This window comes from Lutibacter profundi, assembly GCF_001543325.1.
Classification (GTDB): domain Bacteria; phylum Bacteroidota; class Bacteroidia; order Flavobacteriales; family Flavobacteriaceae; genus Lutibacter; species Lutibacter profundi.
The window spans coordinates 2710759-2723351 of the sequence record NZ_CP013355.1; the positions used below are offsets into that span (position 1 = coordinate 2710759).

The window sequence follows — 12593 nt, forward strand, 5'->3', positions numbered from 1 at the left end:
ATTATTCCTTAATTTTAAAAGGTGGAACAATACCGAGTTCATTACAAAAGCCCACAATTTTATTGTTTATTTCTTCTAATTCATTATCAAAACCAATGATGCGGTTGGCTACTTCGTTCAAATCAATTTCTTCTTCCTCTTCAAAAGTATCCACATAGCGTGGAATATTTAGGTTGTAATCGTTTTCGGCAATTTCTTCCAAAGTGGCTACGTAAGAATATTTGTCTTTGGTTTCCCTTGCTCGGAAAGTGTCAATTATTTCCTTTACATCTTCGTCACGCAATTCGTTTTGGTTTCCATTCTTTTTAAAATGGTCGTCTCCGCTGGCATCAATAAAAACGATATTATCATCAACTTCACGGCATTTTTTAAATACCAAAATACAGGTTGGAATACTGGTTCCATAAAAAATATTGGCAGGCAAGCCAATAACAGCATCTAAATAATTAAGTTCTTTTATTAAATATTTACGGATTACACCTTCGGCAGCACCTCTAAACAAAACACCGTGGGGTAGCACGGTTGCCATTGTTCCGTTATCAGCCAATTGGTGTATCATATGTTGCACAAAAGCATAATCGGCTTTGGTATTTGGGGCAATTCTTCCGTATTGACTAAAACGTTCGTCTGTGCTATTTAACGGATTTTTGTTTCCTTTCCAATGCGCAGAAAAAGGCGGATTGGCAACTACGGCTTCAAATCGTTTATCCAAATGTTGGGGATTTTCCAAAGTATCTTCTTGCTGTATGTCAAATTTTCGGTAATGCACATCGTGCAAAATCATATTCATACGAGCCAAGTTGTAAGTAGTACGGTTTAGTTCTTGTCCGTAAAATTCGCTTACATCGTCAACCTCTTTTGCTACACGCAATAGCAAAGAACCCGAACCACAAGTTGGGTCATAAACCGATTTTAGTTTTTTCTTACCGGTGGTTACAATTTTTGCTAATATTTTAGAAACCTGTTGCGGTGTATAAAATTCTCCTGCCGATTTTCCTGCTCCTGCGGCAAATTTTGCAATTAAATATTCGTAAGCATCGCCCAAAACATCAGCTTCAATATCATCAAGTTTGAAATCAATTTTATCAAGATGATTTAATATTTTTACAATTACTTCGTTTCTTGCTCCAACGGTTCTGCCAATTTTGGTAGAAGTTAAATCCAAGTCTTCAAACAAAGCGTTAAAATCTTCTTCCGATTCCGTTCCCATTGTGCTTTGCTCAATGTGGTTCATTACGGCTTGCAAATCTTCAATAATGTAGTTGCTTTCGCTTTCGGTGTCGGCATTTCCTTTTTTTGCCAGTTCAGAAAAGAGTTCTTGGGGTTTTAGAAAATAGCCTAATTTTAGTAAGGATTCTTCTTTTATGGCTTCCAAGGTTTCAGAGTCTGTTACTTCTTTATAGTCGGTAACTTCTTCGCCCTCCAATAAACTGTTTGCGTATAAATATTGCTTTTCGCTCAGGTATTTATAAAAGATAAAACCGAGAATATAGTCTCGGTAATCGTCTGCACTTATTTTTCCTCTTAGCAGGTTTGCAATTCCCCAAAGTTGGGCTTCTAATATTTTCTTTTGGTCTTCTGACATTTTAAATTATTCCTTTATTGAGTGCTTTTAATTTTAATATAAACGTTTAAAAAAATGATATTGTTAGCAATTTTTTTAAACGTTTATTAATTTTTTTTGTTGAAAACGCAGTTATGTTTCAAACGAAGTTAAAAGTACTTAAAAATTATGATAAATTAAGATTTGAAATTGATGATTTTTAAAGAGAAGTAAAAGATTGGGGTTTTTAGTTTTTTCTTGAAAAAAAGTCTTAAATTTGGTAGCATATAGGCTTACAAGCCTCATCTTTTTAAGCTACGCTTATTTCTATTTATTAGCTGGTGTAGCTTGAATAAGCTTTTAAAAATTATTTTTCATAGTGTAATTTGTACAAGCTTATTTCATAGCAATTTTGCCCATCTCTTTTGAGGTGGGCTTTTTTTATGTTCTTTTACACTTTGAGTTTCAGTTGCCAATTTATTTTTTCTAGCCTTGATGTTATTAGAAGAATTGTTTTAAGTATTTCACTTTCATTTGGGTATGTCCCAAATACCAATGTTTTAAAACTTCCTTGGTAAGTTGTTTTTAATTGTTTCCACGTTTTTTCTGGTTGGCTAAACAATAGTGCTTCTTTAGGATGGGTTTGTAAATATTGATTGTTATTTTTAAAACTAACTACATCGTCACTCGCTACACGAAGTAACATTTTATCAAATTTTACAGTGTTAAAGAATTTTTCAATTTCTTTATTTTTTAGTAGTTGATGCATATCGTAGATATGTCTAATTTTGTTATTTAAATCTTCTATGGCGTTTTCAGTATAAGAAAAGCGTACCAAACTCATAATTTTTTCGCACAGTGTTCTTTTAATATCCAAGGCTAGCACATTGAAAGGTAACAAGCCATATTGTTCAGCTAATTTCTCTTGATTTGTGCTTAACATCATTTCATAGATGTAGGATGCAACGGTTTTTGTTTCAAAAGGTTCATGATGTCCTAACCTTGTAGCTTCAACAATAATGGTATCTCTAATTTGGCCGAATTCACCTTTAAATGCTTTTGGGTATGTATGCGCTGTTTTCCGAACCATTCCAACTCTATGGGTAATTTCCTTTTCTTCTATTTCAGGTAAAAGTTTAGTTACAGCTGTGGTAATTTCTTTTAACTTTTGCTTTAAATAATGGTCAGATTGGCTCTTGTCTTTTAAGATAATTAAATCAATATCTTCAGAAAAACGTTCTATTATATGATAACATTTGGACAATGCTGTACCTCCTTTAAATACAATCTCTTTACCTAATTGACTTTTATACAAATTGTACAATACAAAGGTTACCCAATAGTCTTTTTCAACATAAATATCTTTTATGTTTTTTTCTGCTGCTGTAAACTTTACTGCTTCTTTAAATAATGTGCTATTGTTGTGAAGTTTCATTTAATATTCCAGTTTTTAGCAGTTGGTAAAATAGTTTTTGAAACCGATAATTTATACGTTGTTATTGGATTTAAAGACTTTTGAAGTATCTCTGTATTTTGATTGCTGTCTATTTGTTGAAATAATGCACCTAATAAGGCTCTTGTTGAAGGTGGGTATTTCAACGCTAGTTTTTTTAGTTGCTCTTGTTCTTCTTTCGTTAATTCCGTTAGTAATTTTTGCAAGCGAATACACGAATTATTGATGGTTGCATCTGGTATATCTTTTATAAAACGGATGGTATCTAACAACCTAAGCAATGGTACATTTTGTTTGGCAATTGTATTTCTTTGTTTGATAAAAGCTACTTTAAATCTACCTCGCTGTAAAGAAGGTCTGGTTTCATTTCTGGCAATTTGGATTACATTACTTACTTGCGTAGTAAAACCCATACTATTGTAATAACTGTACCCTGTAATATATCCCAATAGTTTTCCGTTTTTTTCTAATAAATCTTTTACAATTTGATTTTGCTCTGGTAATAGGTTACCAAAGACAGTATTTTGAGGTTTATAATATTTTCCCTTTGAGAGTTTCTCTATTTTACCAGAAGCTACCATTCTGTTTAGGTGTTTAATAATGGCTTCTCTCTTTGTTACCTCTGATATAAAATCTATATAGGTGAATACGTATCCTTTAGGTAGTTTATTTATCTTACACTCAATGTAAACTGATGTTTTCACTTGTTTTATTTTATGCAAAGATAGTTAAAATGTCCAGTTTATTTGTAAAAAAACTGGACATTTATTATTAAAAGTCTGTTTCCTTCTTTATTTCCTCTTATCTTTTGAATTTTTATCAAAACTTATAACGTTCATCATTTCTCTTAATCTGCTTCTTACACGGTTGCCATATCTTTTTTCAAGTTCATGGGCGTTTAGGTTGGTGGTGATGTGGGTTTTGATTCTGAAATTTGTTTTATGAGATCCCCAGTCAAGTTGAGGATGACGTGTAAATAAGTCATAGCGCGAAAGTAAAATTTCTCCTAGTACGTTGCATTCTGTTGTGTAATGACAGCCTGTTGGTTCTACTCCTAAATCGTCAAAGCAGTAGTTTTTGTTATCGTTGTATTTTTCGAGAACTTCAAATCCGGATGCGTTGAAATTGAAAACGATGTTGCGTGTTGGAACCATTTCGTAATTTGTTTTGTGTGGTGCTAAGTGTGGTAGTAGTTTCATTAAAGAAGTTTTACCGCAACCTATAGGACCCGAAAGTAATATTCCTTTGTTAGTGTCTATTCCCATTTGTGCACAGCTGTAATGGTCTTGAATGAAATAACAACAAAGTTTAAAAAGTAATGGTTCGTCTTCTTTATAGAGTTTAAAGTTTTTGCCAAAAAGGATGTGGCCTTTGATGTTGAGGTAGGTTTTTATTTTTTCGAAGTCGTATTGTACGGTATTGTTTATTATTTCTCCTATTTGGAATTTTGAGGTTCCTTCGGTTTTTATGTGTGGTGTTGGATTCATAGCTGTTGGTTTTTTATATTTTTTGAATTTCTTTGACGTACAACAAGTTTATTTTTAGGTTTCATTAGTGTTCTTTTCATTTTGCCTTGATGCAAAACGAAACAAAAAATCAAGCCTTCTGAAACTTTCTTGAAATTCAAATCCTCATAGCTAAACAAAAAGAACTCGCTTCGCTCAAACAGCTTTTTGTTTTTTACGCTATTTGCGGATGAATTTACTACGAAGACTTTCAGAGGTCGATTAAATTCATTTAGAAAAAAAAATTGCTTTATTGTCTTAAAGTGGTTCATTGTAATTTTTGTTATTGTTGGTGTGGAGGTTGTCTTGAAAATGGTCAAGTGGTAAATCTCCGTTTTGGTTTTTTTCTCTCGACTGCACTTCGACTCCGCTCAGTGACCGTGCTCGAGATGACAGTTTCATTTCAGCTGCTTTTAGCATCCAACTTTTGGCGGTGGCTTGCCAATCGACCATGTTGGTTTTTCCACCAACTCTCCAACCAATTCCCTGGTAATGATTGTAGAATTTTTCTGCTTCCAATTTTGGCCAATTTTCTTTTTTAAAAAATTCTAAAATCAATTTTTCTTTTGCGATTGCCTCTAGTTTAATAAAGTTTGTATTATGTTTATTCATGTTTATATTAGATACCAGTGCTTGTCCGTTTATGGGATAGTTTAAATACAACTCTTGCTTATCACTTGTACTGAAATTAAACAACTTCACCTTACTGCCTTTGAATGGGTTGTGTGATGGACTGTAAAGAATATATTTCCAATGGCTTAACTCTTTTATACAGCGATGATATGTTGTGTTAGAGCCAATTTTAGAAAACTTCATTAATTCTTCTCTATTTATATAAAATTCGTCTGGAAAACGATTGTAATTCCAGATGTAAAATAATCCAATATAAAGACTGATATGTGTCGGGTTTAAACGACTGTCTTTTGAGAATTGTTGGAATACACCGTTGAGGTGTTTTATATAATTCATAGGTTTGAAAATGATGAGATTATTTTAAATATATTTTGCTTTTATGTCATAGAAAAAGTTATTGTTTACTCTTTCTTTTCATTTTTGTCTTGACACAAAAACGAAACAAAAAAGTCAAGACTGATTTTAATTTCTTTGAATTCTACATTTTATCCGCATTCGCATCCAGACCGTTACACTCTTTGGATGCTTTTATGCTCCTAAAATTTGAATTACTACTGAAATTTAAATAGGTCGAAAATATTTAGTACTTATTATGAATCCTGTTTTCTTTCATCACTTTGTAAATTTCATCTGCATCGTAAAAAATGATACCTCCAATTTTTGTATAGGGTAGTGTTCCGTTGATTCTTAATGTTTGAAGTGTTCCTGGACTCACCTTTAAGAGCTTCATCAATTCGGCTGATTTTAAATATTTTTTAGTAGTCGTTGAAGCATTCGTTGAAAGTATTTTTTTGATGTCATCTAATAATTCTGTTTTAAATTCTCTTAGATCATCGGTTGTGATAATTTGTGTAGGCATTTTTTTAGATTTTTGAATTAATAATTTGTTTATAGCGATTTGACTTTCGTTCTACAAAGCTGGGAAGTTTTGATTGATATTCTTCGGTAGTTGAGTGGTACTACCGAAGAAATTTAACATTTGTAAAATGATATAACACTAATTAACAGATAATTATGATTTTTACAAATCTGAAGTAATTTTTTTGGTAAGGCTGAATTTTAAATGGTCTAAGAATTTCGTACTGTCTTTTTCACGTAATTTAATTTCATTAAATGTTTTGTAGATATTCCCTAAGTCGATATCAAAAAGTTCTTTGCAAATGTTGCTTAGTTTTTTAATTTCTGCTTGCCCATTTCTAATAGCACCCGAGGAATTTAAAGCGTAGATAAGTTCTACTAAATCGGTTTTGGAAGCTGTCCATGACAAATCTCTTAATATTGTTGGCTTTACTTCTTCAACAATTACATTCTTTTGGTTAATCGTAATTATTTTTAATTGTTTAGCGTAAAACTTTGTTAATAAATCTTGTGTTATAATTTGAGAAACCAAATGGTCATGACTTGTAGAGAATTCAGGGTCTTCTAGGTGATAATTCGAATTTATAAAAAGGTCGAGCTGGTTATTACCTCTTAAAAAATAGAAATAATCCAATTTATTTTCATTAAGTCTGCAATATTTAATAAAATCTAAGTTCTTTCCTTTTTCTGCATCCAGTTTTTTTAATTCTTTATTAATAAATTTACGTTGTTTATTACTATCAATAATTGGGTATTCTAATAAAAAAGAATTTAATTTTATGTAGAAATTAAGTCGTCCTTGAACATGAGGCTTTTGGTATTTAAAAAAAGTGATTTCCTCTCTTTTTGAGTTGAAATCACTTTTTCTGAGTTCTAATCTTAATTGCATTAAGCAATTTTTCGAGATTTTAATATTTTCTTTTAGTTTACTAAATTTATTGAGGTTAGAATTTTTAATATCAATGATTTTTTTATCGAAATCATCAATAATCCTGGCAATTTTTTTCATATTTATTTTTAATCTTTTAAAAGCGATTAAAAATAATCAAACTTCACTAAATAACATCAATTAATGGCAATTAATTTGAACCTGTTGAATGTCTTTTAGTTAGTTCTGAATTTTCCTTATTTTGCTTTAAAATTGTTCTTAAAGCATTCATATCATCACTTACTTTTCTTTCAATAACTTTAGCATAAATTTGAGTTGTTGTAAGCTTCGTGTGACCTAATAATTTTGAAACGGTTTCAATTGGCACTCCGTTGGTTAATGTTACTGTAGTAGCAAATGTATGACGTGCCATATGGAATGTTAGATTCTTTTTAATTCCGCAAGCTTCAGCAACTTCTTTTAGATAAAAGTTTAATTTTTCGTTTGTTATCACTGGGAATAAGGTATCAGAAATTTGAGTCATTGGATGGTTTTTGTATTTATCTACAAGTTCTTGTGCTTTTACTAATAAAGGTATTTTAACAGGAGTTTTGGTTTTTTGACGCTTTGTAATAATCCAATTGTTACCATCAATTCCCTTGTGAATATTATCTTCAGAAAGTTGCATAATATCAATATAACTAATTCCAGTGTAACAGCTAAATATGAATAAATCACGAACTCTTTCTAACCTTTGAACAGGGTAGTGGTATGTTTCTAAATTTGATAATTCATTTGATGAAAGAAATTGACGTTCAGTTTTTTCAAAAGTTGGTTTCCATCTTATGAAAGGGTCTTTTTGTAACCACTCTAAATGATAAGCCAAAGTAATTATTTTACGCAATCGTTGAATGTGTTTCATCACTGTATTTTGCCCCATTGCTTTAGGGTGCCCTTTTGGCCAAAAACCATGTAAGAAATTTTCAAAGTCACAAATGAATTTATAGTCTAGCTCTTTTAAGTAGATATCTGTAGTTTTTCTTTTTTGTTCTAAGAATTTTGTAATGTAGTTTTCTGTGATTTTAAAATTTATAATCGTTCCAGGAGCAAGAACATTTTTAATTTTATTAGAGTGGTATTTTATGATATCATTTAATGTTTTGTGGTTTTCTCCTTCTCCTAAAAAAGTAGCTTTAATAAGTTGGGCTGTGATGAGTTGATTTCTATATTTTAAATCCTGATAAATTTGAAATAATTGTGAGTCAACTTGGTTTAAATACTGATTTATTTGCTGAGCTTTAGCTGAATTCCCTCTAACTTTTTTTAATTGTGGATTCCAAATACTAACAGGAACCTTTCTTTTAAGGCTAATATTAACCCTTTTTTGGTTGACATTAATTCTAGCATATAATAATGCTTGGTCATTTTTAGTGTTCTTTTGGTCTGCCCAAAAGAGAATTGAGAATGTGTTTTTTGTACGCATAGCAGTCGTCTTTATAATGTTAAACATTGTTAGTGACGAAAGTCAAATCAACTATACTTTTTAGTCTTTGATTTTTTGAAAGTGTCAGTTAAACTGACACTTTCAAAAATAACTGACAGTTAACTACCATAATATATCAAATAGTATCAAATTCTATGTACTCCTAAATACTTGAAAACCACCTAAATCATTAGATTTAAGTGGTTTTAGGGCTAAATGAAATTAGCTTTTGTGACCTCGACAGGATTCAAACCTGTAACCTTCTGAGCCGTAATCAGATGCGCTATTCAGTTGCGCCACGAGGCCTTTTTGCGGGTGCAAATATACTATTTTTTAATTAGTTACAAACTATTTTTTGTTGTAAAATACCGCCAACCAATTATTGCTAATTGCCATTTTTTAGCTTTAGACATGTCTAATCCTTTTTTAGAAAAACTAGGAAAAACAATTTTATTAATTCTTGCTAATATTTTAAAAAGCTGTTTTTTCATTTTGTAAAAATACACAAAAAAAAATCGCCTAAAAATTACTTTTTAGACGACCTCGTATTTATTAAAATAAGATGTTAATAATGGTTAAAACTAGTTTGGTAACTAGCACAAAAATTGTTATCATTTAATAGATTTTAAGTTAATAAATAGTTTGTCAATTAATTCTTAAATCAAGATAATACTACTTTTAGCTTACTTCCAACTATTTTGACTAGAATTAATTTAAATGACTTATAATTATAAGTGAAAAAAATTAAATTAATTTATTTATTAATAGTACACTCTACAATTATGTTTTAAAATGTAAGGTTAAATACAATATTCAGTTTATTTATGTAATTAAATAAAAGAATTTTTTTCGTTCAATATCAAAGTAATGAAGGTTTAACCTTTTAAATTGTTTAAAATTGATGTTTTCATCTTTCTGCAACTATTAAATACATCCTTTCTGTTTTTTAAACGTGCATTAAAATACATTAACATTTATGCCGTTATTTTTTTTTGGTGGTTATAAGTACAATGCCTTTTTTTGCCTTTTCACCATATTTTTTTGTAGCAACTTTTCCTTTAATAACTTCAATTTTCTTAATAGTATTTGGGTCTAAGTTTTTTATTTTTTGTGAAGAAGTTTCTTTTCCATCTATAAAATATAATGATTCATCATTGCCTGTCCCTAATAAAAGGCCACTCTCTTTTTTGGTAATAATGTATTTAATTATTTTATTGTTATCAGTTTTAAGGGTGTAATTATTTCTATATTCACTTGCATTGTCTTTATCTGTGTATAGCTCATTAATACTATTTACTATTTTTTTTGTTATTTCATCACTATTGTTATTTGTTCTAATCTCAATATATTCTCCATCATAATCATTAATTACTTTTACTACTATTTTTTTTAAGCTATCGTTTTTTTGAGAGAATTTACTATCTGTATACGTTGCTGTAATTGCATAATGCTTCTCTTTAATGTTGTTTTTACTGGCGGCATAAGTGTTAGCCATTTGATGTATTTCATGAATATTCATTTTGCGTTGTTCTGAAACATTGCCAATTGAAAAATTTGCACCTTCAGAATTATAAGTGATTTTTATGGGGCTTATTGGGGCAAATCCTATATTTTCAAATTTAGTTCTTAAATCTTTCCCTTTTGCAGCTATTTTAATAGCTGTTATTTCGTTGTTGTTATTTCTTTTTATTCCTTTAAAAGTTAATGTAATATCAAACTCCTTTTTAAAAAAACTAGCTTCATCTTTAAGATTCTCATCTGTTGAATTTTTATCAATAACTAGTTCAACTTTTAAATTGGTTAGTTCTTCAATTTCTGCTAAATTCTTTTCTTGCGCAATTACTTTTGTGTTAAAAGTAACTATAAAAGTTACCAGTATTGGCAGCAATAAAGTATATTTCCATTGGCTTTTAGCTGTTGATTTATTTTTGTGTAACATAATTATTCTTTTTTTAATTAGTGAATTATAAAAACTGTTTGTTATTTCTGTATAGTAATTGGCTCCACAGGTTTTTAGCAAGGTGAGCTGATATAATTTTTGACTTTTGGCTAATTCTAACGCATGTGAATCTGCCAAAAATTCAAGATTTTGTTGAACAGCCTTTTTGTATAACCAAACAAACGGGTTAAACCATAATGTTATAACAAGTAAGTGAGATAAAATTACATCAATGGAGTGCCATTGTTGTACATGTGCCTTTTCATGATTTATAATGTGTTGTAATTCATTTGTTGAAAATTGATTTTTAGTGTAAACAATAATATTAAAAAATGAAAAAGGCGAAATGTTTTTTAACGTCTCTATAAAATAGTAGTTCCCTTGTTTTGCTAAATGATGTTTTGAAATTAAATAACCTAGTGAAATTAATTGAACTAAAAATTTAAAGCCAAAAAACACAACACCAAGTATGTAAATTACAACACTAATTTGTAGCCAATCAATACTGCGTACAGCAACTTCAGAGGCAGTAATTTCAGTGTAATTAGTGTAATTAATTTGTGAAAAAACAGCTTTAACATAAATGGGTATTTCAATCAAAGGGATAGCTAAAACAGCTAGTAATCCAACAATAAAAAAAAGTCGAATAGACTTAAAATAAGTTTCATTTTTTAAAAATGTATCATAAAATAAGAATAGAATAATCACTATTCCGCTCGCTTTTAGTAAATATTCCATAGTTATTTTTTATTTTCAATTAGTTTAATTATTTCACGCAATTCATCAGCACTAATTTTTTCTTCTTGTGCAAAAAAGGAAACAACACTTTTATACGAATTTTCAAAATAATTTTGAGTAGCATCTAAAAAATAATTTTTACGGTAATTTTCTTTTGAAACAGTAGGGTAGTACCTATGCGTATTCCCAAAAGTTTCATGTTTTACATAACCTTTATCTTCCATCTTTCTAATTACTGTTGATACGGTATTGTAGTGTGGTTTAGGTTTTGGTAGCTCAGCCACAACATCTTTAACAAAAGCTTTTTTAAGTTTCCATAAAACCTGCATTATTTCTTCTTCTTTGTTGGTAAGTTTATCCATTGTTATTTTATTTTTGGGCGTTCCGTTTCGTTCTACTCACGTCGGGCTTTTCGCTGTATCTTTTTATTTTGATAAATAAAAAGGATGTCGCTTCAATCCCTAACGCATTACGAATATAAACTAAAAAAATAGTTATACAACTATAAAAGTAGTTATTTAACAATAGTTTAAGTTTGCTAAATTGTAATTAGCAAGTAAATACGTTATTAATTCTACTATATTTGCAAAAATATTTTTCATGAATTTATTACTTATTGTACTTGGTTTAGTATCATTAATTTTTGGAGGACATTGGCTGTTAAAGGCTGCGGTTGGATTTTCATTACGATTGGAAATCCCTAAAATTGTAATTGGAATGACGGTTGTTTCTTTTGCAACTTCAGCACCAGAACTAATTGTAAGTGTAAAATCGGCACTGGAAGGTCATGCAGATATTGCTTTTGGAAATGTAATAGGTTCAAACATTGCAAATTTAGGATTGGTACTAGCTATCACTATTTTAATTTCCACAATAAGTGTTAAAAAGAGTTTTTATATTACAGATTGGCCTGTAATGATAATTTCATCGGTATTATTATACGGTTTTATTGCATTTGATGGGGTTTTACAACGCTATGAAGGAATCATCTTATTTTCCTTTTTAATTATATTCTTAGTGTATTTATTAAAATTTCAAAAAACAGCAGTTGTTGATGAATTGCCTGAAGACGATGAAGAATTGCCACTTTATAAAGATGTATTATTTTTAGTTGTTGGTGGCGTAGCACTTTGGGGTGGTTCAGAACTGTTAATAAACGGTGCTGTTGGTATGGCTAAACATTTTAATATTAGTGAGCGTGTTATTGGTATTACAATTGTTTCAATAGGAACGAGTATCCCAGAGTTAGCTGCCTCAGTAATAGCTGTATTGAAGAAAGAAAAAGCCATATCATTAGGAAATTTAATAGGTTCTAATGTTTTTAATATTTTGGCAGTTTTAGGAATAACATCTATAATAACACCAATTACAATAACAGATCAAGGGCTGTTATCTAGTGATATATTTTGGATGTTAGGAATTTCATTTTTAATACTCCCACTAGTTTTTGCACCTGTTAAAATGAAATTAACGTGGAAAGAAGGGGTAATTTTACTTCTTTTATACCTTTTGTTTATGTATAAAATGTTTTTTTAATTTAAATATTTTTAATTTTAAGCTAATAAATAAAATT

12 protein-coding genes and 1 tRNA gene are annotated in these 12593 nt (G+C 29.8%); 1 reads left to right on the forward strand and 12 read right to left on the reverse strand.

The window, feature by feature from the left end; genetic code table 11:
- Position 1: 1 nt before the first annotated feature.
- From Lupro_RS11940 to Lupro_RS12000, 12 genes are all read right to left on the reverse strand, one after another.
- Positions 2-1585, reverse strand: a complete 1584-nt coding sequence (locus Lupro_RS11940; RefSeq protein ID WP_068210661.1) for a type I restriction-modification system subunit M — start codon at positions 1583-1585, stop codon at positions 2-4.
- 409 nt (positions 1586-1994) lie between these two features.
- Positions 1995-2978: a nucleotidyl transferase AbiEii/AbiGii toxin family protein gene (locus Lupro_RS11945; protein WP_068210664.1), complete on the reverse strand. Its 984-nt coding sequence runs from the start codon at positions 2976-2978 to the stop codon at positions 1995-1997.
- Positions 2975-3700, reverse strand: a complete 726-nt coding sequence (locus tag Lupro_RS11950) for a DUF6088 family protein (RefSeq protein ID WP_068210667.1) — start codon at positions 3698-3700, stop codon at positions 2975-2977. Before Lupro_RS11950 ends, Lupro_RS11945 begins: the two co-directional genes overlap by 4 nt.
- A gap of 87 nt (positions 3701-3787) precedes the next feature.
- Positions 3788-4483 (reverse strand): P-loop NTPase family protein, encoded by a 696-nt coding sequence (locus Lupro_RS11955; protein WP_068210670.1) that lies wholly within the window; start codon positions 4481-4483, stop codon positions 3788-3790.
- Between the two features lie 276 nt (positions 4484-4759).
- Positions 4760-5317 carry a hypothetical protein gene (locus tag Lupro_RS11965; RefSeq protein WP_227807445.1) on the reverse strand — a complete coding sequence of 186 codons (558 nt, stop codon included), beginning with the start codon at positions 5315-5317 and terminating at the stop codon, positions 4760-4762.
- A 397-nt stretch (positions 5318-5714) separates the two neighbouring features.
- Complete coding sequence (locus Lupro_RS11970; protein WP_068210680.1) at positions 5715-5993, reverse strand: helix-turn-helix domain-containing protein; 279 nt, start codon at positions 5991-5993, stop codon at positions 5715-5717.
- A gap of 162 nt (positions 5994-6155) precedes the next feature.
- Entirely contained in the window at positions 6156-7001 is an 846-nt protein-coding gene (locus Lupro_RS11975) for an RteC domain-containing protein (RefSeq protein WP_068210683.1), read from the reverse strand.
- 70 nt (positions 7002-7071) lie between these two features.
- Positions 7072-8343, reverse strand: coding sequence for a site-specific integrase (locus Lupro_RS11980; RefSeq protein WP_068210686.1), 1272 nt, complete (start codon positions 8341-8343; stop codon positions 7072-7074).
- 232 nt (positions 8344-8575) lie between these two features.
- Positions 8576-8649: transfer RNA gene (locus tag Lupro_RS11985), tRNA-Arg, on the reverse strand.
- Between the two features lie 35 nt (positions 8650-8684).
- Positions 8685-8834, reverse strand: coding sequence for an SsrA-binding protein (locus tag Lupro_RS11990; protein WP_068210691.1), 150 nt, complete (start codon positions 8832-8834; stop codon positions 8685-8687).
- Between the two features lie 491 nt (positions 8835-9325).
- The gene (locus Lupro_RS11995) at positions 9326-11020 is read right to left on the reverse strand and encodes a M56 family metallopeptidase (RefSeq protein ID WP_068210693.1); all 1695 of its coding nucleotides are present in this window, start codon (positions 11018-11020) and stop codon (positions 9326-9328) included.
- Positions 11021-11022: 2 nt separating this feature from the next.
- A complete protein-coding gene (locus tag Lupro_RS12000) occupies positions 11023-11382 on the reverse strand; it encodes a BlaI/MecI/CopY family transcriptional regulator (RefSeq protein WP_068210695.1) in 360 nt (119 codons plus the stop codon).
- 238 nt (positions 11383-11620) lie between these two features.
- Here Lupro_RS12000 and Lupro_RS12005 point away from each other — a divergent pair, with 238 nt between their 5' ends.
- The gene (locus Lupro_RS12005; RefSeq protein WP_068210697.1) at positions 11621-12556 is read left to right on the forward strand and encodes a calcium/sodium antiporter; all 936 of its coding nucleotides are present in this window, start codon (positions 11621-11623) and stop codon (positions 12554-12556) included.
- Positions 12557-12593: the final 37 nt, after the last annotated feature.